Origin of the sequence: Treponema sp. (genome assembly GCF_052169735.1) — a bacterium.
In the GTDB taxonomy this organism is placed as follows: domain Bacteria; phylum Spirochaetota; class Spirochaetia; order Treponematales; family Treponemataceae; genus Treponema.
Window position 1 is genome coordinate 29,410 of record NZ_JBQNBW010000007.1, and the last position, 20,947, is coordinate 50,356.

The 20,947-nt window shown below is 43.7% G+C and carries 19 protein-coding genes; 9 read left to right on the top strand and 10 right to left on the bottom strand.

Annotation, left to right across the window (positions count from 1 at the left end):
• Positions 1–7: 7 nt before the first annotated feature.
• The 4 genes from ACTTJ8_RS02245 to ACTTJ8_RS02260 form a co-directional block, all read right to left on the bottom strand.
• The gene (locus ACTTJ8_RS02245; RefSeq protein ID WP_442720195.1) at positions 8–1,741 is read right to left on the bottom strand and encodes an ABC transporter ATP-binding protein; all 1,734 of its coding nucleotides are present in this window, start codon (positions 1,739–1,741) and stop codon (positions 8–10) included.
• A complete protein-coding gene (locus ACTTJ8_RS02250; RefSeq protein WP_442720196.1) occupies positions 1,738–2,562 on the bottom strand; it encodes an ABC transporter permease in 825 nt (274 codons plus the stop codon). Before ACTTJ8_RS02250 ends, ACTTJ8_RS02245 begins: the two co-directional genes overlap by 4 nt.
• The gene (locus ACTTJ8_RS02255; protein WP_442720197.1) at positions 2,559–3,512 is read right to left on the bottom strand and encodes an ABC transporter permease; all 954 of its coding nucleotides are present in this window, start codon (positions 3,510–3,512) and stop codon (positions 2,559–2,561) included. Before ACTTJ8_RS02255 ends, ACTTJ8_RS02250 begins: the two co-directional genes overlap by 4 nt.
• 75 nt (positions 3,513–3,587) lie before the next feature.
• Positions 3,588–5,153 (bottom strand): ABC transporter substrate-binding protein, encoded by a 1,566-nt coding sequence (locus ACTTJ8_RS02260; RefSeq protein ID WP_442720198.1) that lies wholly within the window; start codon positions 5,151–5,153, stop codon positions 3,588–3,590.
• A gap of 482 nt (positions 5,154–5,635) precedes the next feature.
• Between ACTTJ8_RS02260 and ACTTJ8_RS02265 the strand changes: the two genes are divergently transcribed.
• Positions 5,636–7,726, top strand: coding sequence for a methyl-accepting chemotaxis protein (locus tag ACTTJ8_RS02265; RefSeq protein ID WP_442719462.1), 2,091 nt, complete (start codon positions 5,636–5,638; stop codon positions 7,724–7,726).
• Between the two features lie 275 nt (positions 7,727–8,001).
• Positions 8,002–9,540, top strand: a complete 1,539-nt coding sequence (locus tag ACTTJ8_RS02270; protein WP_442720199.1) for a histidine kinase N-terminal 7TM domain-containing diguanylate cyclase — start codon at positions 8,002–8,004, stop codon at positions 9,538–9,540.
• A 24-nt stretch (positions 9,541–9,564) separates the two neighbouring features.
• On the opposite strand, the gene ACTTJ8_RS02275 is transcribed toward ACTTJ8_RS02270, so the two are convergent.
• Positions 9,565–10,200: a TetR/AcrR family transcriptional regulator gene (locus ACTTJ8_RS02275; RefSeq protein ID WP_442715327.1), complete on the bottom strand. Its 636-nt coding sequence runs from the start codon at positions 10,198–10,200 to the stop codon at positions 9,565–9,567.
• A gap of 527 nt (positions 10,201–10,727) precedes the next feature.
• Between ACTTJ8_RS02275 and infC the strand changes: the two genes are divergently transcribed.
• The 6 genes from infC to ACTTJ8_RS02305 are packed head-to-tail and all read left to right on the top strand — an operon-like array spanning position 10,728 to position 13,105.
• The gene (gene infC / locus ACTTJ8_RS02280; RefSeq protein WP_442715328.1) at positions 10,728–11,249 is read left to right on the top strand and encodes a translation initiation factor IF-3; all 522 of its coding nucleotides are present in this window, start codon (positions 10,728–10,730) and stop codon (positions 11,247–11,249) included.
• 15 nt (positions 11,250–11,264) lie between these two features.
• The gene (gene rpmI / locus ACTTJ8_RS02285) at positions 11,265–11,471 is read left to right on the top strand and encodes a 50S ribosomal protein L35 (protein ID WP_442715329.1); all 207 of its coding nucleotides are present in this window, start codon (positions 11,265–11,267) and stop codon (positions 11,469–11,471) included.
• A gap of 28 nt (positions 11,472–11,499) precedes the next feature.
• Entirely contained in the window at positions 11,500–11,859 is a 360-nt protein-coding gene (gene rplT, locus ACTTJ8_RS02290; RefSeq protein ID WP_442715330.1) for a 50S ribosomal protein L20, read from the top strand.
• 3 nt (positions 11,860–11,862) lie between these two features.
• The gene (locus tag ACTTJ8_RS02295; protein ID WP_442715331.1) at positions 11,863–12,300 is read left to right on the top strand and encodes a cell division protein ZapB; all 438 of its coding nucleotides are present in this window, start codon (positions 11,863–11,865) and stop codon (positions 12,298–12,300) included.
• 2 nt (positions 12,301–12,302) lie between these two features.
• Positions 12,303–12,635 carry a cell division protein ZapA gene (gene zapA, locus ACTTJ8_RS02300; protein WP_442715332.1) on the top strand — a complete coding sequence of 111 codons (333 nt, stop codon included), beginning with the start codon at positions 12,303–12,305 and terminating at the stop codon, positions 12,633–12,635.
• A 2-nt stretch (positions 12,636–12,637) separates the two neighbouring features.
• The gene (locus ACTTJ8_RS02305) at positions 12,638–13,105 is read left to right on the top strand and encodes a YaiI/YqxD family protein (RefSeq protein ID WP_442720200.1); all 468 of its coding nucleotides are present in this window, start codon (positions 12,638–12,640) and stop codon (positions 13,103–13,105) included.
• On the opposite strand, the gene ACTTJ8_RS02310 is transcribed toward ACTTJ8_RS02305, so the two are convergent.
• From ACTTJ8_RS02310 to ACTTJ8_RS02320, 3 genes are all read right to left on the bottom strand, one after another.
• Positions 13,035–14,318, bottom strand: coding sequence for a GAF and HD-GYP domain-containing protein (locus tag ACTTJ8_RS02310; RefSeq protein WP_442720201.1), 1,284 nt, complete (start codon positions 14,316–14,318; stop codon positions 13,035–13,037). The two genes, ACTTJ8_RS02305 and ACTTJ8_RS02310, sit on opposite strands and share 71 nt — an antisense overlap.
• A 157-nt stretch (positions 14,319–14,475) precedes the next feature.
• Positions 14,476–15,591: a glycosyltransferase family 2 protein gene (locus ACTTJ8_RS02315; protein WP_442720202.1), complete on the bottom strand. Its 1,116-nt coding sequence runs from the start codon at positions 15,589–15,591 to the stop codon at positions 14,476–14,478.
• On the bottom strand, positions 15,591–18,203 hold the full coding sequence (locus ACTTJ8_RS02320; protein WP_442720203.1) for a hypothetical protein: 2,613 nt from the start codon (positions 18,201–18,203) through the stop codon (positions 15,591–15,593). Before ACTTJ8_RS02320 ends, ACTTJ8_RS02315 begins: the two co-directional genes overlap by 1 nt.
• 193 nt (positions 18,204–18,396) lie before the next feature.
• Between ACTTJ8_RS02320 and ACTTJ8_RS02325 the strand changes: the two genes are divergently transcribed.
• Positions 18,397–18,525: a hypothetical protein gene (locus tag ACTTJ8_RS02325; RefSeq protein ID WP_442719187.1), complete on the top strand. Its 129-nt coding sequence runs from the start codon at positions 18,397–18,399 to the stop codon at positions 18,523–18,525.
• A gap of 165 nt (positions 18,526–18,690) precedes the next feature.
• Here the strand turns inward: ACTTJ8_RS02325 and ACTTJ8_RS02330 are convergent, their stop codons facing one another.
• Both ACTTJ8_RS02330 and ACTTJ8_RS02335 read right to left on the bottom strand, forming a co-directional pair.
• On the bottom strand, positions 18,691–18,816 hold the full coding sequence (locus ACTTJ8_RS02330) for a hypothetical protein (protein WP_442720204.1): 126 nt from the start codon (positions 18,814–18,816) through the stop codon (positions 18,691–18,693).
• Positions 18,813–20,819, bottom strand: a complete 2,007-nt coding sequence (locus ACTTJ8_RS02335) for a methyl-accepting chemotaxis protein (protein ID WP_442720205.1) — start codon at positions 20,817–20,819, stop codon at positions 18,813–18,815. The genes ACTTJ8_RS02330 and ACTTJ8_RS02335 overlap by 4 nt, the downstream gene beginning before the upstream one ends.
• Positions 20,820–20,947 lie beyond the last annotated feature (128 nt).

Below are 20,947 nucleotides of genomic sequence, written 5' to 3' on the forward strand. Positions count from 1 at the left end.
TGAAAAGTCAATTCTCTTTACCAAAGACCTTCCTTACACTGCCTTCTTCCACAATGCGTCCGGCATCCATACGGTACACATAGTCGGCGACTTTTTTCACAAGATCGATGTCGTGTGTAACCAGCAGCATCGAAAAGCCCAGCTCGTATTGCAGCTGTTTTAACAGCCGCATGATATTCACCTTGGATGAATCGTCGAGCATAGCGTTTATTTCATCTGCAAGCAGCAAGACCGGCTGCATCGAAAGCGCCCGTGCAATCGCCGTTTTTTGTCGCTGTCCGCCGGATAGTTCCCGTGCCTTTTTATTCAGCATAGCAGCATCGGCGGGAAGACCGCAGAGCTTTGCATACTTCACCGCTGTTTCCGTAAAGGCAGCGGCTCCTTTATGATAGCGGATGACGGAGGGTTCGGCAATAATTTCCTGCACCGTGAGTGCGGTATTCATTGAAGAAAAGGCATCCTGCTCTACAATTTGCAGGGCATGTTCCCGCGCAAGCAAATCGTTCTTTTCTATTGCCGTGCCGTTAAACACGATGGAACCTGCATCTTTTTTCAAAAGCCCTGCAATGATATGCAGTACGGTCGTTTTCCCCGAACCCGACTTTCCGAGGAGCGCAACAATTTCTCCATGCCGCACCCGCAGAGAGCAGTCTTTGACGGCGGCTGTTTTTTCTTTCCCCGTATCAAACGTCTTTGAAATATTCCGGACGCTTAAAATGGTTTGTATGCCGTTTTTTGCACACGCGCATCCTTCGCTGCATTCCGGCGGCAAATACGGCGTATACGATAAACACTCGCTACTTTTTTGTGTACACCGCTCATAAAACGGACAGCTTTGGCGTTCATCCGCTTCTTTAATGCCCCACAAATCCTTCCATGGATTAAGATAGGTACTTGATTGCAGCAGCGCAGCGGTGTACGGGTGCTTTGCCTCTTCCAAGATATTTTGCGTTTTACCTTTTTCGATAATATATCCGTGCAGCAGCACCATCAGATTATCAGTGAGGGTTTCAATCACTTCAAGATCATGGGAAACAATCAGCATCGCCGTACCGTATTCACGGTGAAGCCTTTGTAAAAGCTGCAATATCTGTTGTTTTGATGAGGGATCCAACGCGGTTGTCGGCTCGTCGATTAACAGGAGCGGCGGATGCAGACAAATTGCCATTGCGATAAACACCCGCTGCCGCATACCGCCCGAAAGTTCATGCGGATACCGGTCTTTTACACTCGGTTCCAGTCCGACGGAATGGAGCACTGCGGCAAGTTCTTGTTCCAGCACCGTAGTATCGGTTATGGCTTTGCGCAGAACTTCGGCAATTTGCTCCCCGACTGTCAGCGCAGGATTGAGCCGCTCATCCTGATTTTGAAAGACCAGCCCGATTTCCCTAAAGCGGAGATTCTTCCATTCGGCTTTTCCGGCACTTTGTATTTCCCTGCCGTTGTAGATGATCTTCCCCGTTACCTCAGCAGCACTACCGGCGTTAGCAGCTCCACCGCCGCCGCGCTTTTCTTGCAGTAAGCCCATAATGGCTGAAAGCAATGTGCTTTTCCCGCCGCCGGACTCCCCGATAATGCCGCAAAGTTCTCCCCGCTTTAACGAAAAGCTCACGTTCCGTATGCCGGTTTCGGCTCTATCAGTATCACCGGCAGCGTTCGGTTCGTATGTTTTCCGTTTTGAATCTGCGCTGCGGTATCTTACCGTGAGGTTTTCAACCCTGAGTATTTCGTCCGGTATCATGAGCGGGTACGTCCTCCAATACGCAGCTCCATCCATCTGCCGATTGCAGCAACGGAAAGCACGGTACAGACCATAACGGTAGTGGGGAATACGAGCCACCACTTCCAAAAATCCGTGAGGTAGATAGTAGGAAAATCCATTGCGCGGGTAATCGTCATGCCCCAGCTTTTTGACAGCGGATCACCAAGCCCCAAATACGCTAAAGAGGCTTCCGCTAGAATTGCTTTGTTCATAATCTTAATCACGCTCACCAATATAATAGAAAAAAGCGGTTTCCAAAGATGCCACGCAAAGATATGCCAAAAATGAGCACCGTAGGCTTTTGAAAGCCGGATATAATTTTCCGTTTTTATTTTCAGCACTTCGCTTCTGACAATTTTCGCAGGCATTATCCACGATACAAGAGAAATAGCAAAGATAATATTCGCCAAGCCCGGTCCTAAAAAAACGCCGAGCACCACCATGAGCAGCAGATCGGGAATACCGATAAAAAAATCGATTATGCTGACTATCAATGTGTCGATAATACCGCCTGCATAGCCTGCAAGCATTCCGATAATACTACCGCCGATTGCTGCAACCACGGCGCTTCCAACCGATAAGAGCAGACTGCTTTTTGCTCCATAACAAACCGATGCAAAAAGATCGATACCGAGATCATCCGTACCGAACCAATGCTCCTGCGACGGCGGACTGAGTGCTTGTCCGCTGGGTACGGTTCCCGATTTCAAAAATGAGAAATGCGGTAAGCAGGCTGCACACACAACGGCACATAAAAAAAGACAGGGCAAATATGGCAGTGTATTTCGAGGCTTTCTCACGCTGCGCTCCTGTCAGTCCGCCGGTACACTGCTTCTCCCAATGCACTGATGCACAAGATAAACACGGTAACAACAAAGAAAATGCCTTGCAGCAACAGATAGTCACGGTAAAAGACGGCATCCCTAATCAGTTTGCCGATACCGGGATACTTAAAGACATTTTCTACAATGAGCGCTCCGTTAAACAGCGTTTGCAAGCTGAGCAAAAAACGAGTGATAATCGGATTTGATGCATTCGGCAGGCAGTGCTTTACCGCAATGGTGAAAGCGCCTAAGGATTTTGCCTGTGCGGTTTCCACATATTTTTTTTGCAACTGCCGCAGCATCGCGCTCCGTGTTACAAAATAAAAATCCGGTGTTTTGAGCAAGGATAAGGTCAGCGCAGGCAGCACGGCGTGTTTGATAATATCAATGATCACAGGCAGGGTAAACTCAAGCGATAAAAACGGCGTTATACCGCCCGATGTCGGCAATACCCGCCAGCGGATAATAAACAGCATCAAAATAGCATTTGCCGTTAAGAATGAAGGTATCTCAGACACTGCCGTCATTGTATGATACAAAAAACCGTCAAGCCGCCTTCCGGCAAACCATGCGCTCAGGCTTCCCAAACACAGCCCCGACAATAAACTGAACAGCAGAGAAGTACATACAATCCCTGCTGTCCAGATCAGCCGCTTAAAGATAAGGTTGACCACCGAATCCTTAAAATAAATGCTGTAGCCTAGATTCCCGGAAGCAATACCGACTAAATACTGCACATACTGCTGCCGCAGCGGCTTGTCTAATCCGTAATACGCTTTATACTTATTGATTTCTTCCTCGCTATAGCTTGCAACCTCCGTTCCGTCTGAGGAGATGAACACAAACGGATCCGCACGCATCAAACGAGGAAGAAAAAAATGAGCCGTAATTAACGCAAAGAATAAAACAACATATTTTATCCTCATGGATATGTCCTCAAGGCAAGGCTCGGTTCGGCATCGATGGCTTAAAGAGCCTAAAGAGCTTAGTGTTTAGCTGCATTAACGCTCTATATACGAAAGTTTAGGATGATCCAGTTTTGCGTGATCGTACCGTACCGTCCAGCGGTCATACTTTGCCGGGCGATATACGGTGTTATCCATTTTGCCGTACAACAGCAGCATCGGAATTTCATCCGCTAAGATTTCCTGCACGGAATATATCAGCTGCTTCCGGGTTTCCGCATTCCGTTCTACCGACTGCCGGTACAATAGGTCATTCAGTTGCGCATTTGCATATCCGGCAAGGTGAGGCTTTTTCATTTTGGAGGAATAAATTTCACGCAGCATATCCGCATCGCCTCCCATACCGCCTGATTCCACAATCGCAGTCTGATAGGTCTTATCCCGGATCATACCGTCCCGCGCTTTAGAGTCGACACTGACAACATCCAGCGTAATTCCGATATCCGCCAATCTGATTTTAATCAGCTCTGCCATCTTGACCTCTTTGGGTGAACTGCCCACGGTCAGCTGAGCTGAAATCTTTTTACCCTTCATCAGCTCTTTTGCCTTTTCAGGGTTGAACTCGTACTGAGGAAGATTGGGATTGTACATCGGGTGCGCAGGGTGCAGATAGCCTTGGCTGCCTTCCAGTCCCGAACCGCGTTCAAGTTTTTCAATAAGCTCATGCCGATCTATAGCATACGCGATTGCCTGACGGACTTCTTTTTCGCGGAAGGCAGGAACCTTATCAAAATTGAAATAGAAACGGAAATCGTGCAAGCCGAAATTTTTCACGACTTTAAATTCGCTGTTGTTTTCGTAATTTTTTACAAGGTCGGCAGGCAAGTTGGTAATGTCAATTTCGCCGTTGTTAAATGCCAAAATAGCATCACTGACAGGTATCCATTCTATTGCGGAAACCGCAGGCTTTAATCCCCAAAATTCGTCAAACCGTACCATTTTGTATGCGCCTTGTTCGCTCTGATAGGAAGCTAATTTATACGGCCCCGATCCGACAACATCGCCTTCGCCGGAAAATTTTGCAGGGTCTTCGACTTTTTCCCAGACGTGTTTGGGGATGATGCGCATACTGCCGATTTTTTCCAACGCAGTCGGCGTATATTCCGGTATATGAATGCTAATCGTATTGCCGTTGACGGTAACAGAATCCATCAGATACTTACCGTGCAGCATCAGCCCTCCGCGCATCGGCGGGTGTGCTTCAAAATACTTAACGGTAAACGCAACATCTTCCGCCGTCAGCGGCTTTCCGTCATGCCACGTTGCATTATCGACAAGTGTAAACGTATACGTTTGTCCGTCTTCGCTCACCGTCCATTCCTTTGCGAGCCACGGGATAAGCCCTTTTTCATCCTTTTCCAAAAGCGAATCGTAAATCAATTCCATCTTGAAAAACCCCGGCCCGCGGTTTTGGTGCCGGAACGGGTTCGGATAACCGAAGTCTCCGCCTGCTTCCCGCAGCACAATCTCTGCATCTTGTTTTGCAGCCGGCTTCTGCATAGTTTGCATATCCGCATTTTTGTCCTTGCTGCACGAAACCGCCAGCACCGCACACAAAGCACACATACCGAGCGTATTGTGTGCACTGAACTTGTTATTCATCGTAACGCCTCCAAATATTCAGTAAGTTAATAATAGCTAACTTCGTTGCGCATATTAGTGCATTATGCACTAGCATGTCAACTATTTTTAGCATGAAAGAAAAAAAGGGCACGTAGTTATTCGTGCGGTGCCGTTGCTGTTTGTTTTAACCCATTTATAATGCGGAATTTCTATGAAAAGGATACTTTTATGCTGTATCAGTACTGTTATCAGGAGCCGGAGGAATATTTTGACTATTGTAAAATACTCCTTGACAGTTCTTGAGTACAACCATTATAATAGGCAAACAATTTATACGGCTATGCATTATTTACTACAGCACGTATATCTACACCACTCAAGTCTTTATAAACAAGACCGAATTTTTATTAAATTCGTTTCGCATTAAACTTTGCCCGGATCATAGTATCCCGTGGTTTTTTCTCATGTATTTAGCTGCGCTTTTATGTGCAATTTATCATAATATAATTTGGAGGTCTACAATGCAACGCCGTTTTCTCTTGCATTACAAACTTGTTCTTATTTTCGGTTTGCTGTTTTTAATCGCCGGCATGATTGAAAGTTTATTTTCCATAGGTACAGCCCGTAAAGCCTTAACCCAAAAAACCGAAAAACAGCTTACGGATAAGGCGGCAGATACAGCAGAGATTATTGATGGAAGAATTGGGTCGTTTTTTCAATTTTTGGAAGGTATAGCCCGAATGCCTCAACTACGTGACCCGAATATTCCGTATTCTGTCAAGGTGAAATGGCTTAAAAAAGAAGCGTCTTTTAATCCTCTCATACAAGATTTACAGATAAGCGATACACAGGGCGTAACATATATCGATGGTGGCTCCATTAAAGAAGGCGAGAAGGCATGGTATCAAGCAGCTTTAAAAGGCGAAAAGGGAATTGCTGATCCGTTTCATTCTAAATTTGATTCTTCGTTTTTACTGATTTTTGCCGTGCCTATCTATAATGACGCACACGTCATAATCGGAACATTAAATGCCGTTGTCAATGCAGAGAAACTTTCCAATGACATAAAAGATATTGTTGTCGGCGAAACAGGCTATTGCTATATTTTAAATGAAGCCGGAACCGTTATCGCTCATAGAAACTTTTCATTGGTGGAAGTGCAGGAAAATTCACAAGAGAAGGCAAAAACGGATAACAGTTTTGAATCTCTTGCAGCATTTGAAAAAGAGGCATTAATAGCCGATACGTCATCAGTGGGCAATTATAGCTATGACGGTGTGTACAATATTGCCTCCCATGCAAAACTCAAGAATGCTCCTTGGACAGTCGTTATTAAAGCTCCGTATCATGAGTTTATGGAAGCGATTAGTTCGCTCCGCAAATCGTTGTATCTTGTCGGCTGTATTGTGCTGTCTGTTGGTCTGATTATTGTGTATTTGATTGCTATTAGAATGGTCAAGCCGATTCGCACTACAGCAGCAATACTACGGGATATTGCCCAAGGAGAAGGCGATTTGACGGTACGGCTGCCGGTTACCGGTAATGACGAAGTAACCGATATGGCAGTATATTTTAACCAAACAATCGAGAAAATCGGTGTAGCGATTCAGCATGTCGGTATAAATAGCAGCAGCATGGAAGAGATCGGTAATGAGCTTGCCTCTAACATGGTTGAAACAGTCAGTGCAGTCAATGAGATTAGTGCAAATATTGACGGTGTTAAACAGCAGGCGCTCACCCAAGCAGCCAGCGTTACCGAAACTGCCGCCACTATCGAAGAAATCGTCAGAACCATTAAACAGCTTAACAACGGCATCGAAACACAGGCAGCAAGTGTTGCTCAGTCATCCTCTTCAGTAGAACAAATGGTTGCTAATATCGCATCAATCACACAAACACTTGAGAAAACCGATGGCGCTATCCGCAGTCTTACGTCTGCAACCGGTGACGGCAAAGCGACGCTCGTAACTTCTAATACCGTTACACAGAAAATTGCCGAAGAATCCGGCTCGTTGATGGAAGCATCCAATGTTATTCAGCATATTGCATCACAGACTAACTTACTTGCCATGAACGCTGCAATCGAAGCGGCTCACGCGGGAGAGGCGGGTAAAGGATTCGCTGTTGTTGCAGACGAAATCCGCAAGTTAGCAGAGGATTCCGCTATGCAGGGGAAGGCGATTACCGCTACACTGAAAACGCTCAGCGGTGAGATTGAAACGCTTTCTGCTTCGTCCAAAACAGTAGAAGAAAAATTCAATATCATCTTTAATCTTGCTGAACAGGTAAAGGATATGAGTACCCGCTTAACCGAATCAATGCGGGAGCAGGAAAACGGCAGTAAAGAAGTATTGACTGCCATTAAGAATATCAACATGGTAACGGTTGAGGTACAAGCCGGATCGGAAGAAATGCTGAAAGGCGGAGAAAGTGTTGCACAAGAAATGCGCAAGTTGGATGATCTTACCCGTATTATCACTGACAGCATGAATGAAATGGCAGCCGGCGCTGTGGAGATTAACAATGCTGTGCAGGAGGTAAATGAGCTAACACAGAAGAATAAGCAGAGTATTAATGGGCTGGCGCAAGAGGTTTCTAAATTCAAAGTGTAATCTTTTGCAAATATACGGCGCATCTACTTCGTCGCATTGACAAAAGCGTACATCCTTGTACGCTTTTGTCAGCGAGTTTCGGCGATGCCGAAACTCGCTACTGTTTAATACGAGCGGCATCCGTGCCGCTGCTGAAAATCCTCAACGTATCAAAGATACGCCTGCGGTTTTTGCATCTTCAGAACGGACACGGACGGCGGTGGTTCCATGCAGCAGCGAGTTTGCTTGCAAAAAAAGATTGACAATATAAAAAATCGTTCTTATAATTCTATCTAATGAATAATATAAATATGACGGATGTCCTCAATTTTTTTCGTATTCTTAACGCAGTGACCGCTTTTATTATAACGGTTTGTTCATTAAAAAAAAGCAATGAAAATCCTGTTTTTAAACCCATTGCGTATTTAACTGCCACACTCGGCTTTTGGAACCTGATACGTTTCTTTCTGCTGCAGACAAAAGAACTTCCGTTGAGCTTTATTATGATGCGTTCTATTTATACGTGCATCGCATTTTCGGCGCTGTTTTTGTTTTACTATGCGCAAGCCTATTGTGTACCGAATTTTCCGGTTCTGTACCGCAGATTGATGGCGGTTATTCCCATCATAACCTGTATACTTAGTATTACGGCAAGCCGGCATGCTTTTTTTATTAATTTAAATCCCGATCTAGAATTTTTTAGTATTGAGTTTAAACCCTTTATACGCGGCCCATGGTTTTATGTACATGTCTTATACAGTTATGCGCTCATCTTCCTTTCGTGTACTTTGTTTTTTATCAAGATGTTTTCACCGAGAATAAAAAACCGCAAAGCAGTCATAGCCATAACAGCCTCCCTCTTTGTTTTTGTAGGGATGAACATCATTGGTACCTTTGTCGCACAAACGGAACTGGTGCTTTTACTGTCGCTCGTCGCTCATTTTTTCAACATCAATGCGCTCTATTTTTTAACCTCTTGGGATATGGATCAAAAAGGAATCTATCACGGTAAAAAAGATTTCTTTCAAGATTTTAATCAGCCGGTGCTTATTTTCAATGCAAAAAATGAGTTGCTTGAAGCAAATACAAATGCCGTACAGTTTTTTACCGCCTTGACTATACCGATTAAACAATACACATTATACAGCGATATTTTTTGCGATCGGTTTTTTGTTCCTATTCAATCCCGGGAACAAACTGCTGCTGCGCTGTACTTTCAGCATAGAACCACCGGAAAAGTGTTCCTTTGTTATCAAAAGACAGTATTAAATCCTAAAAACAATAAAAGCATCGGAACAACGGTTATTATGTATGATGCAGCCATGCTGGGTGACCTGATACAAAAGATTGAACAAAATGCGTTTACCGATGCGCTCTGCGGCTGCCTCAATCGAAGCTGTTTTGAATTGCGGAAAGAGATGATCATGCAGCATGCTGCAAAACCCTGCCTTTTGCTCGTCGCCGATATAGATGATTTAAAAAAAGTAAACGACACGTTCGGACACAATGCCGGAGATGAGTATATTCAAACCTGCGCTGTACTACTGACAAATGCAATAAACACATCAAATACGCTATTCCGCATTGGCGGGGACGAATTTGTTGCTTTTATATCGCACTGTACTGAATCTGATGCGGAAATAATTGTAAAAAAGATAGAAACACTATGCGCACAGCAAAAGAAACCATGGCCTGTTTCCGTTTCAGTAGGCTTTTCGGTTATAGAACGCGCTGATGCCGATTTTACCCTGCATTTTACGCAGGCGGATAGCGACATGTACGCACATAAACAAAAACACAAGCAGCGTAGCGCTTCTCACGAAGGCGGAAAGTAGACACATCAATCGTGTGCTTGCTTTTTATACACTCAAGCGTATAGCAGGGTGTTGATCAAAAAAATGCTGTATTGCCGAAAAAATCATGCCGTGAATTGTTTCTACATGGCGGAGGAAAATGGTTTTATCGCTGAACAGCTCATGCATCACCATCATCCCGTGAATAATCTGTAAAGCAAAATATCCTTCACCTTCAAGGAATGAGAGAATTTCGTCTTTTGCTTCAGGAGGACAATGAAAATTTTGCAAGAATAACTCAAATGCCTGCCGCTGCAATGTAAGGAGGAGCTTTTCGTAGTCTTTATCGTAGATCATCTCGGACAAAAACATCAGATACAGCCGTTTTTCAGGCGATTCATCAAAGAGCTTTGCCATACAGGCTTGGGTGAGTATTTCGGTTGGGGATGCTGAACCCGACAATGTATGGATGATATGATCAGTCCTTTCATACCGGAAGTAATTGCCGTCCTGCATAATATCAAACAGCATTGCTTTTGTTGTTTTATAATATTGATACACTCCGCCTTTAGAAAGGGTGGTGTTTTTTACCACATCTTCCATGGTTGTATAGCGGAAACCTTTTTCTAAAAATATTTTTTTTGCAGCTTCCCTGATTTCCGCCATCCGTGCAGCCTTTGTTTTTCGTTCGAATGCAGCCATGGCGGTATTCTAGCAGCTATCGCGATAAAAGTGAACCGTAAAATGGATTTTATCCGGTCTTTGAGTATTAAACCTGTTCGGAAACTTCCGTTTCTGAACAGGTTACCTTGAAATGCGATGTTCTAAATCGTGCTATTTGCGCGATTTAGAACTCGTCGACCTATTCGAAAACGCAGTTATCGAATAGGTCTATTATAACCGCTGCATATTTTATCGAGCCAATCTTTCCGTTTGTCACACAAGTTTTGCTTATAAGAAAGCGGTATTTTCTTTACAGATGTACTCAAAAAATTCTTTTCATCCCGCGGCGCATCCTTGACATATTCAAAGAAAATTCGATATACTTATGCTCTGTGAAAACTTCTCGCTGTAATGGAGTTAAAAGGTTTTCTGAATGATGCCGGATATTTTATAAATAATATAATACGAAATTTATAAAATATTCATCGAGTGTCCGCTTTTTAGAAAGTAAGAAGCACGCATAGCATTGTTTTTGTACATTGAGAAAAGGTACTGGAGGAGAATAGTTGGCGGAGAATAAAGGTTTGCGGATTAATGAACAAATCCGTGTCCGCGAGGTTCGGTTAATTGATGATACGGGGGCGCAAAAGGGTATTGTTTCCACCCTAGAAGCGCTCAGGATGGCTCAAGACGTTAATCTTGACCTCGTTGAAGTGGCTCCGCAAGCGGATCCTCCCGTTTGCAAGATTCTAGATTATGGAAAGTATCGTTTTGAATTGGAAAAAAAGCTCCGTGATTCCAAGAAAAAACAGAAGCTGCAGGTACTCAAAGAAATACGTATGCAGCCTAAGATAAATGACCATGATCTATCATTCAAAGCACGGCATATACAGGATTTTCTTGATGACGGCGATAAAGTAAAGGTAACAATCCGCTTTCGGGGGCGGGAATTAGCCCATACTGAGCTGGGGTTGGATGTACTAAACAATGTATTGGCAAAACTCGGCGGAGATTTAATAGTTGAAAAATCTCCTACTATGGAAGGACGCACAATGTCAATGACACTGGCGCCCAAGTCTAAAAAATAATTTACGAGGTGTAATATGCCTAAAATGAAGAGCAAGAGTGCCGCCGCAAAGCGCTTTAAGCTTACCGGCAATGGGAAAGTAAAGTACAAGCAAATGAACTTGCGTCATATTTTGACTAAGAAGTCGCCGAAACGCAAACGTGAACTCCGCAAAAGCGGTATTTTGGCTGAGGTTGACAGCAAAAAAATACGAAAGCAGCTGCTTCCCTATGGTACGCACTAATATTTTTATTTATAGCTAGGAGAATACAATGCCCAGATCATTATGTTCAAATAACCGGATTCATAGACGTAAAAAGATTTTAAAATTGGCAAAAGGCTTCCGCGGACGGCGGGGTACAAATTATAAAGCAGCCAAAGATGCTGTTGTTAAGGCTCTTACTCATAGCTTTGAAGCGCGCCGTGACCGTAAAGGCGATATGCGCCGCTTGTGGATTAGCAGAATTAACGCTGCCGTCCGTGCGGAAGGCATGAGCTATTCGCGTTTCATCAATGGGATAACAAAAGCCGGTATTGCCTTAAACCGCAAGGCTTTATCGAATATGGCGATTGAAGATCCGGCAGCGTTTAAAAGCGTTGTCGAACAGTCAAAGAAAGCATTAGGAGTTTAAAGTATGTTAAGCCTCGATCAAATAAAACAGCTTGAATCAAGAGTGTCTAAAGCTATTGAGCTGATGCAGTCGTTAAAAGACGAGAACGATTTATTAAAACTTGAATTACACGACCGCCAAAAACGGATCGACGAATTAGAGAATATAGTGCTTGTCTTCAAGAATGATCAAGCAAAGATCGAGGAAGGCATCATCAATGCACTCAATCACTTGAGTGCATTTGAAGACACCGTATACCAAAGCGAAGGTATAACAGCTTCTGCCGCTGCATCAACAGCTGTAGAAAATCATGCTGCCGGTGAAGACTCCGATTCTGCACACACAAATACCCAGCCGAATATTACCGATGCAGCACAAGCGTCTACAGCAGAGTCTGCACCGGTAACACAACAAGCTGCTGATTCAGAAAATCAAAATCCTAACCAGATGGAAATTTTTTAATAATGCTTGATCGAAAAGGGCATCTGCAAATTGATATCCTTGGAGCATCGTTTTCTATTGACGCCGGTGAATCCGATGATTATTTACAATCAATTTACAGTCATTATGCAAAGGTTGTCGCGGATGTCCAAAAGACATCCGGCGTAAATGAGCCGATTAGGATTGCTATTATTGCGGGGATACTCCTTTCTGATGAACTCAGTAAGGAACGGCTTAACCCGCAGACGGCAGTTCCGGAGCGTGAAACGGAAGCATTAATCGAGCAGTCAACACGGAAAATGATCGAAGACATCGACTCTATTATTTATACACTTTCCCCGAAGCAACTGCAATAAAAATGACTTTTTTTGTAGATGCTGATTCCTGTCCGGTACGGATTCGAGAAATTATCTGCAAAACTGCCCAGCGTTTGCAGAAACCAGCCTTGTTTGTTGCGAATCGTCTGATTCCTATTCCTAAAATGTCATATTGTAAAACGCTGATAACCGGTGCAGAAGATCAAGCTGCTGATACCTATATTCTTACTCATGCAGTACCCGGCGACATCGTAATAACCCGTGACATTCCTCTTGCCAAGCAGCTTGTCGATGAACACATCTGTGTACTCAATGATAGAGGAACCGTTTATACAGCAGAAAATATTAACGAGAGGCTTTCTTTAAGGGACTTTATGTATGAACTTTCTGCAAACGGTCTTGCGCCTGAACGGACAAAGGCATTTGGGAAAAAAGAAATTATGGAGTTTGCTTGCTCTTTTGACCGTGAGACTCAGAAGGTTCTGAAAAGCGCTCGTGAATCGACTTGAGGCGAGGGAGTACTTCAAAAAAAGCGTCGGTAACCTCCGGATCGAATTTGATATTCCGTAAGCGCCGGATTTCTTCTTGTACATTCTCATCTGTCCATGCTTCTTTATAAACACGCTTACACGAAAGTGCATCATACACATCAGCAAGTGCCGTAATACGCGCTCCTAATGGAATTTCATTACCGGCAAGCCCTTTTGCTCCTGTATGCGCGTCGTTATATTGAAGAATTTCTCCTGTAGCAGTATCGATATGTCCCGGATAGCCGCTTCCGTCCCAATTTTCGTGGTGACGTAGTGCAATATCCTGTGAGAGGGTATCTACTACGGTATTGCCGGACTGGAAAAGATTAGCGCCGCGCCATGTATGCGTTTGCATAATTTGATACTCTTCGGGGGTCAGTTTTCCCGGCTTTTTGAGAATGCTATCTGAAATACCGATCTTACCGACATCATGGAGCATTGCGGCAATTTTAAGTGCATCACGGAATTTTTCCCGCTCATGGCGATGTACATTATGGTCAAATGCCCAACGGTCATAAATTTCCACTGCGTAGTTTGCAACCCTGTGTACGTGTAGCCCCGTTTCACGAGGATCATGCAGCTCAGCCATGTGCACCATACGGAGGATCATTTCACGGGTTAAGGACGCATGCATCAATGTAGTTGCAGCATTTGCAGCGAAAAGAGACAAGAACATTTCATCATCAGTGGTAAAGGCGCGGATACGTCCATGTACATCAAGGGCATTGATCATTTGTACCACACCGAGAACCTCGCCGGAAATAGCAATAAGCGGCATCGTTAATGTAGAAACGGTTTTATAGCCTGTTGCAATATCGCTACCGTTGCCGAATTTATAACTTTTATCGGGAGAAATGGCATAAACATCAGGTTCGTTAATCAGTTTTTTAGTAAGAGCTGCTGAACCGGCAATAGTTTTTTCGTCAATGGGGAATGCAAACATCCTAAAGGGCAGCTTTTCTCCCGGTTGTAATCGCCGCTGGAGCGTTTCATTTTGGGCATTATGAATAACAAGCGTATTGCCTTCAATAAGATAAATAGATCCTGCATCGGCAATCAATGCCTGGCGGGCTTCTGTCAATATTCTTTCCAAAAGGATATCTTTATCACGAATACTGTACAGGCGGGAAGTTGTTTGCATAATATCAACGAGAATTTCTTCCCGGGTTCTTATTACCGGTATTGTACTCATAGTTTTGTCCTTATGCGCAAGGTTTGAAGAGCCGACTTTTATAGTTGAAAAGTACTCTCCTTAATATCCTGATAGTATCATCAACAAGATAGTATGACAAGAGCCTTGATGAGCGGCTGCATCGCTTCTCCTGCAGTAGAAAAAACAATAGCATTGCTCAACTCAAAAGACTCGCTTTTTTCGCAGCGTTTACATACTCCTCTCCCCAGTAGTCACAGAGGAGGGTGTAAGCTTCATCGCGGAGGGAGGGAATAACGCGTTTTAAGTGGCGGAGGTTTTGAAGCAAGGCTGTTTTACAGCGGTTTTGCAGGGCTGCGGTCAACTTTTCGGCATTGGGGGCGCTCAAGGGGCGTTCTTCAAGATATGAAAAGATTACGGCAAAGACCGAGGCTGCCGTGCAAGCCCTTTCCCAACGGGCGAGGTCTTTTATTTCTTGGTTGGAGCTTATGCCTGTGCCTATATGATAGTTATACACGATATCTTCTATTCCGAAATAGGAGCGGGCATGGAGCAGGATAAAGAAGTAAATCAGAAAGTCTTCGCCCATCGTGCAAAATGTATGAGGAATATCTGCAAAAGCAGCCTTAACCGCCTCGGTACGGAAGAGCTTTGCCCATAAAAAACTTGATAGCTCTCTTTTTAGCAAAAAAGAATTTAAAAGTTCAGCCCCTTCCAAAAGACCGGTATGAACCTTTTTTATCTTTTCTTCCATTTCGGCAAGAGAGGCTTCTTTATAAAGCGAGGTGTCCTCATCGGAAAAGTCGGTCTTATACTCCGCCTTACCGTGGATAATATCGGCGGCATCCGCAAGGGAACCATTGCCTGAGGTAAGCAGTCCATTGTACAAATGCAAAAGAGCATCCGGCGGAAGGGTATCGTCGGAATCCGCAAAGCAGAGGTAGGTGCTGGAGGCGGCTTGTACGGCAGTGCGGCGGGCTTCAACCAGTCCGAGATTTTTAGAGTGTTCCAAAAGAATAAGAGGAATACCGGCGGCTTTGAATTTCTTTTTATAAGGTTTAAGGATTGTAGGCAAGGAGCCGCCGGCGGGGCTGCCGTCGTTTACGATGATAACTTCAACTGGCAGATGCCCCGCCTTTGCATCCGCTACATGGGAATGTCCGAAAAGGCTGTTTTTTAGCGATATTCGCAGCGAGCGGTTTTGCCCACCGTTGCTGATGGGCAAAGGCGCCTGCGCTAACACGCTATCCAGCAGCACAGGAAGGGAGCCTTCCGTTCCGTAGACCGGAACGGAAAGACTGATAAGAGGCAGCATTATTTCCACTCATAACCGCAACCGGAAGGTCTCGCAAGTGTTTTTGAAAACTCAATAGCGGAATCGGTTTTTGTCGATTGAGGCGTGCCTTCAAGTGAACCGTCATCCTTTATACCAAAATCCCATATAAAATGGAATTGTTCAACATCATCACTACTCAGAGTACTTAGATTGTTAATGTACCCCCAAAAACCGTCAGAGGCAATGATGAGTTTTTTCGGCATTACGGCAATAAACCGGTAAGGTGCAAATTTGCCGCCTTCTTTCCTTTTCGTATCGGTCTCAGGGGTAAGATTATGAATTTTATCCCTCGGCAGTTCCGTAGTGTAAAGCACCACCGCATTTCCGGAAAAATCGGCTGTAGAACTGCCTATTTTAATGAGTTTTCCTGAAATAGAGTCTTTTGGGTAATATGTATAAGTATTGTCGTATTCATAGCGGTACTGCACTGCCGTTAGACCGTATAAAAGACCTTCTTGTATATGCAGAGCGGTTAAATTTCCCGGTCTTGACCAAGTTGAAGCGTTGGTTACCTCTTTGAGAACAGGAATTGCTCCGCCGGCTGCGCTGCCGTCGACATGCGTATATTTTTGCACTTTAACAGTATACCCCGAAGTATCGGGCTCTGTTTTTAGAGCAACAAAGAAGCCGTTTTTATCGGCTGCAAGGGCGGTAAAGCGTGTTTTCGTTTGTGTAGGGGGGAGAGTATCTTGAGGACCTTCAAGGACGCCGCTGCTGCCGGCGAAACTATTATCCTCCGCAGCAGTAGAAAATGCAGCATTCTTCGCCCATGTAAACCGTTTGATATATGATTTATTACTGCCGTCATAGCTATAATACAAAGCGTTTACCGCTTGACCGTCCTTTTTCACACTGCCCGATATGTCAATGGCAATGGCGATCGGGGAATCAGACAGAGACAGATCATTAGTCATAATAGAAGGTTCTTGGTCGTAACTGCCGTCATCTTTCAGCTCAAAGCGGCATATACAGTAGCGTCCGGTTCTATATCGTACTATGTAGAGGTTTCCAGCTTCGTCAAAGCAAAACACATCGGTAAATTTGTGATCAGTTCCTACAGTAGTATAACTGCCTCCTAATCCAAAAGCCGCTGACGGAAGCGTATCCGCAGCCTGAGTTATTTGATAATAGTCAAAACCATAACCAGCACTATTCTTTTTCCAGACGATGGTCTTTGTACTTACACCTGTCCATACAGGATTTTCACTCATCCAAGTAATCCCGCTTGGGGCATCATCAAAGGTAAGCGCATTGGTTCCTTTATTAAGCGTTGCAATGCGGTTTTTGTTTGCGGTAATACGGGGCTTTCCTTTTTGATACTCGAACTTTATGCCGTCATCGGCTATGTAGAGGTTTTCTTCATCAAAGCCGGTTACCTTGACGGGACCGTAAAAGTTGCTTTTTTCGGTCTGGTAAATACCGTTTCCATCAGGAGTATGGGCATCTTTAATGCCGATGCGGATAGGATTAGTTATTGTAACCGTTGTACTGTCAGCCGAATATGAGTATTTGACAATACCGCCTAAGGAGTAATACTTGCCGCTCTGATTGTCAAAAGCGGAAAAAAGCAAATACAGGGCATCTTTAGTCATATAGAAGTCTTTTATCTCACCGGGTACATAGTGGTCTGGAGTGTCTAATGTAATCCTTGTATCTTTGCGTAAATTGGGCTGAGCGGAAAGTGTAATTTCGGAACGTTGATCTCCGTTTATGCGGTATATTTTCAATTCCCTGTTTTCATGTACAGATGCTCTTAACAGAGCGATAAGTACATTATCATATACGGCATAACTTTCTATATAGCCGATAGAACTTCCTGTCAATTCGGTATATGAGCCGTCTTCGTTTATTCTATAAAGATGCATATTCCCGCTGGCACCGCTGGAAGTTTCTGCAGCAAGGTAGACTTTACCTGTTGCATGATCGCTTGCAAGCGCCGGTCTATGACAGTTTTCCGGCAGGGTAAAGGTTTTACTTTCTTTATCACCTTCGCTCGTGTAACGTTCTAGTATACTATTGCTGCTTTCTTGATATGCAAGATAGGTTCTACCTTTATTGTCGCGGCAAAGGTTATGATATTTAATGTGCTCTTTTTTTACTTCATTTGAACCTATTTTTAACGTCAATGTGTAATCCTTTACATTGCTTGTATGGGGCTTATCAGTACCGAATAGCAGGCTGTTTAAAACAACGGCGGCTTTTTTAAGCTTAACACTGACGGTATTGGTGCCGGAAGTAACCTCGTGCCGTTTTTCTCCCGACCATCGAGCTGAAACGGTGTCGACGCTAATCTTTACGACGATTTTTTCACCGATCGGCAAGGTTAAAGAAAGGGACTTGGTGTCGCTTTCGGCAAAGTGTTTTTCCGTAATAGATGTTCCATCATCCTTTGTAACCTTTATGGTCATTGCGCTACTGCTGAAAATCGGTAAACCATCCGAATCAACCGCACGGTTTACGCTGTTCCCGGCAATTCCGATAATCACGGTACCATAGCCTTGCTGTGCCGGAAATTGCTCAAAGGCTGCCTGATTACAGGAAATAAATAGACTGCTTATCAGGATAAAAAAAGGTATGAGGCTCTTTTTCATGTTCTTCCTCCGTTTCTAAAATTAACAACCTCAACACGGCATGTGTGCATGAACCCTCGTATATAAAGGCTGTGTTATTCCATATATCCTAAAATTACTAATAAGTATACTTTATAAGGGAAAAAAAAGTCAATGTAAGTGTTGACATATACCAGGGCTTCCTTACTATGAATAATGTAAAACAATAGTAGCTATGATGGTAAAATATCCTTGGGCTGAAAAAACGGCATTACAAGAATTGATGCAAATCTCGTGCCTGTCCCCCTCCCTCCATGGCGGTTCTGCTACGTCGAGTATTTATTTCAGCAGCCGCAAGAATTAATTTGTGCGCCGCAACGAAAGGAAGTCCCTTACAGTCAGCGCTTTTGAAAATAGGTGATGCAAGATGCTAGGAGCGTACAAAAAACACCCACAGACGTACTTGCTGTACGTCGAGGACTGTTTTTTGTTAAGCGACAACGCAGAGGCATCACCTATTTTCAAAAGATTAGATTTTGAACTTATTAACTTCCTGTGCCAACTTCATAACACTCGCTTTATTTTCCACTGTAATCGAAACAACATCTTCTATCGCATTCGTTATTTGCTCCGCTCCAGAGGCTATTTCCGTCATATTGTCTGTTGTTTCCCGTGTGATTTGTGCCAGTTTTTGCATTTCGGTAACAATCTGCTTTCCCCCTCAAGCATCTCTACAGAAGCGGAGCTGACCTCTTTCGTTACTTTATTGATAGTCTCAATAGCCGACAAAACGTGCGTTCCGTTTTCTTCTTGTTCATGCATCAAATCCACAATAGAATCTTCTTTTGAGGAAATTTGACTGATAAGATCATATACATCTATAAAGGTCTTTTCAGCTTGTATGCCAGCCTCGGAAACTTGTGCGATAATTTCCGTCGATTCTTTGATAACCGCTCCTATCTGCTTTCCCTGCATATTGGACTCTTCAGCAAGTTTTCTAATTTCATCGGCAACAACAGCAAAACCTTTTCCTGACTCCCCCGCATGAGCCGCTTCAATCGCAGCATTCATCGCCAAAAGGTTTGTTTGACTGGCTATATTCTGAATAACTTGACTTGCTTCAAGCAGCGCTTCTGATTTTTCAGCAATCCGCGTGATAAACTCATTTGCCGCCCGCGCTCCGTCTGTTCCCGCTTTCATCTGACCGTATGCGGTTTTAATCAGCGTATCATTTTGGGAAAGTATTTTATTAACGCGAAGCATATTTTCTGCGGTGTTGGTTATTAACGTTGAAGACTGGCGAATATTTTCAGATTGTGTTGAGATACCTTCAACAAGAAGATTTAATTTTTCTTGAATTTGCTCGGTTGTTGCAGCGGTTTCCGTTACACCGGCTGCTTGCATGAGCGCTTTTTCCTTAACAGCCTCGGTATTGTTGGTTATTTCTTTGACAGCGGCAGCTGTTTCTTCCATAGTGCTTGATAAATCGGAACCGATTGCCGTCATTTTATCAGACTCTTCTTTTAGGGCAAGCAGCATAGTGTGGCTATGTTCCGTTGCCATATTTAAGTGAGTCATAAGCCTGCCGATTTCATCCTGACGTTTTATTATGACGCGGTCGGTGAGATCGCCTGCGGCAATTTTTCCGAACAGAGTTTCAAGCCGGGCAAAATACCGTTTGAGTGCACGGGCAGCGATAAATGCCAAGGTAAAATATATAACAAACATCAATAACCCGATGAGCACCATAATCCTTACGAGTGCATAAAACAGCGAGAGGATTTCGCCTTGTTCTACCAAAATAACGAGTTTCCATCCCAATTTGGGGAGCGGGAAAATATAGGCTTTTCTGTTTTTTCCATCCAGGGTAATAGAAATTGCTCCTTCTTTTTTTTGAGCGATTTCTGAAAATGCTGCATCAGCATCGGTGAGGTGCTTAGAATTGAATGTGCTATGTTTAGCATCTGCTAAAATCATCCCGTCGTCCTGTACGAGCATACAATAGCCTGTCTCTCCTATTTGACTACTACTGATGAATGATGCTAAATCCGTCAAATTTATATCCACGCCGACGCACCCTAACACTGTACCGCTATTGTCTTTTACTGCTTTAGCCAATGCAACAACAGGAGTTCCGTCTGTGGCTATATATACCGGTGTGATAACTATATCTCCGTTTGCTGCTACAGCCTGTTTATACCACGATCTTTGACGAGGGTCGTACCCTAGCTCGTCTTCTCCTGTCCATGACGTTGCTATGCCGCCCCAGCGGGTTCCCATATAAATATCTTGAAATTCGGGGAAGCTTTCTTCTATAGCTTTAAAGAGTGTTACCATTTCCTGTTCTGCTTTTCCGGTATGCGTATATACTTTTCCGGATTTTTGCGCTTCTATGGTATAATTGTAAATCGTTTCATCGACTCCCAGCACTGCAGGATGCATAGCAAGCATAGTAATAACATTTTCTCCCTTTTGAATAAGGAAGTTGATTGATTTTTCAATATTAAAAAACTGTTGAGCAGTAAATTCACTAAATTGTGCTGTGTTTTTCTTATACAACTCATAACCGACAACTGCGCTAATAAAGCTGATAATCGAAATGATTGTTATAGTAATTGCCCGCAATAACCTAAACCGAATAGAAGTTGCCTTTTTCATTGTGTACTACCTTTATGGGAAACTGTCCGCATTATATACTATAGTTAACAAAATCGTCGACTCAGTGTTGTAAATAGGATAATTCTGATAGTCAGTTTAGATCATCAGACTCTTTTGATATGATTGTT

Bases quoted from the DNA above. Each gene is read 5' to 3' on its own strand.
- ACTTJ8_RS02320 (WP_442720203.1), bottom strand. From the start codon at position 18,203: ATGAAAAAGAGCCTCATACCTTTTTTTATCCTGATAAGCAGTCTATTT.
- ACTTJ8_RS02335 (WP_442720205.1), bottom strand. From the start codon at position 20,819: ATGAAAAAGGCAACTTCTATTCGGTTTAGGTTATTGCGGGCAATTACT.
- ACTTJ8_RS02325 (WP_442719187.1), top strand. From the start codon at position 18,397: ATGATGGTAAAATATCCTTGGGCTGAAAAAACGGCATTACAAGAATTG.
- rpmI (WP_442715329.1), top strand. From the start codon at position 11,265: ATGCCTAAAATGAAGAGCAAGAGTGCCGCCGCAAAGCGCTTTAAGCTT.
- ACTTJ8_RS02310 (WP_442720201.1), bottom strand. From the start codon at position 14,318: ATGAGTACAATACCGGTAATAAGAACCCGGGAAGAAATTCTCGTTGAT.
- ACTTJ8_RS02260 (WP_442720198.1), bottom strand. From the start codon at position 5,153: ATGAATAACAAGTTCAGTGCACACAATACGCTCGGTATGTGTGCTTTG.
- rplT (WP_442715330.1), top strand. From the start codon at position 11,500: ATGCCCAGATCATTATGTTCAAATAACCGGATTCATAGACGTAAAAAG.
- ACTTJ8_RS02305 (WP_442720200.1), top strand. From the start codon at position 12,638: ATGACTTTTTTTGTAGATGCTGATTCCTGTCCGGTACGGATTCGAGAA.
- ACTTJ8_RS02270 (WP_442720199.1), top strand. From the start codon at position 8,002: ATGAATAATATAAATATGACGGATGTCCTCAATTTTTTTCGTATTCTT.
- ACTTJ8_RS02245 (WP_442720195.1), bottom strand. From the start codon at position 1,741: ATGATACCGGACGAAATACTCAGGGTTGAAAACCTCACGGTAAGATAC.
- ACTTJ8_RS02255 (WP_442720197.1), bottom strand. From the start codon at position 3,512: ATGAGGATAAAATATGTTGTTTTATTCTTTGCGTTAATTACGGCTCAT.
- ACTTJ8_RS02265 (WP_442719462.1), top strand. From the start codon at position 5,636: ATGCAACGCCGTTTTCTCTTGCATTACAAACTTGTTCTTATTTTCGGT.
- ACTTJ8_RS02315 (WP_442720202.1), bottom strand. From the start codon at position 15,591: ATGCTGCCTCTTATCAGTCTTTCCGTTCCGGTCTACGGAACGGAAGGC.
- zapA (WP_442715332.1), top strand. From the start codon at position 12,303: ATGCTTGATCGAAAAGGGCATCTGCAAATTGATATCCTTGGAGCATCG.
- ACTTJ8_RS02275 (WP_442715327.1), bottom strand. From the start codon at position 10,200: ATGGCTGCATTCGAACGAAAAACAAAGGCTGCACGGATGGCGGAAATC.
- ACTTJ8_RS02295 (WP_442715331.1), top strand. From the start codon at position 11,863: ATGTTAAGCCTCGATCAAATAAAACAGCTTGAATCAAGAGTGTCTAAA.
- ACTTJ8_RS02330 (WP_442720204.1), bottom strand. From the start codon at position 18,816: ATGACGGAAATAGCCTCTGGAGCGGAGCAAATAACGAATGCGATAGAA.